We start from the raw sequence: 511 nt of genomic DNA on the forward strand, positions 1-511 counted from the left end.
CAGCAAAGCTGAATGGCTTGGATCCGTATGCCTATTTAAGTGATGTGCTGAAAAGGCTGCCGACACATAAAGTGACCCAGATTGAAGAGTTACTGCCACACTGCTGGAAACCTAAATCGAATTAAAAATTGGTATGGGATTCAGCGGACGCTTACCGCCTTCCACCTCTTTAATGGATGCTAATTTCACAAATTGCTTATATGTTCCAGGTGCAGCGAAACCTAACGAACGAATTCGTTCAGCAATAATGTCTAATGCATTCCATTGCTCAGTATATTGGTCCATAAACATATTGTGCAGACTGTTAAATTGAGGACCAGTGACATTCCAGTGAAAATTATGTGTCATCAAATATGGCACTGTTGCAAATAGGGATCTGAGTCGATGATTTTCCCTTCAAAAAAGCTTAGAGACCGAAAACTCTATTTACTAGCCAAACTTCTCCTAGAATATTACCGTTATAAAATAATGAAGCTTGTCCTTTGCGTAGAGCACGCATAACCTCAATTCC

At 40.1% G+C, this 511-nt stretch carries 2 protein-coding genes and 1 pseudogene; 1 reads left to right on the forward strand and 2 read right to left on the reverse strand.

Annotation, left to right across the window (positions count from 1 at the left end; translation table 11 throughout):
- Positions 1-125 (forward strand): transposase domain-containing protein (locus tag AC1P5O_RS16830; RefSeq protein ID WP_032044563.1); only part of this gene is annotated, 125 nt, incomplete at its 5' end.
- On the opposite strand, the gene AC1P5O_RS16835 is transcribed toward AC1P5O_RS16830, so the two are convergent.
- Together AC1P5O_RS16835 and AC1P5O_RS16840 are read right to left on the reverse strand one after the other, a co-directional pair.
- A complete protein-coding gene (locus AC1P5O_RS16835) occupies positions 112-348 on the reverse strand; it encodes a Dps family protein (protein WP_318270715.1) in 237 nt (78 codons plus the stop codon). The genes AC1P5O_RS16830 and AC1P5O_RS16835 overlap by 14 nt on opposite strands.
- A 58-nt stretch (positions 349-406) precedes the next feature.
- Positions 407-511 (reverse strand): annotated as a pseudogene (locus AC1P5O_RS16840) (IS6 family transposase); the annotation flags it as partial.

The sequence above is a fragment of the Prolinoborus fasciculus genome, assembly GCF_056724605.1.

What these genes read in the sequence shown, in the direction of transcription:
- AC1P5O_RS16835 (WP_318270715.1), bottom strand. Translation starts at nt 348, where the DNA reads ATGACACATAATTTTCACTGGAATGTCACTGGTCCTCAATTTAACAGT.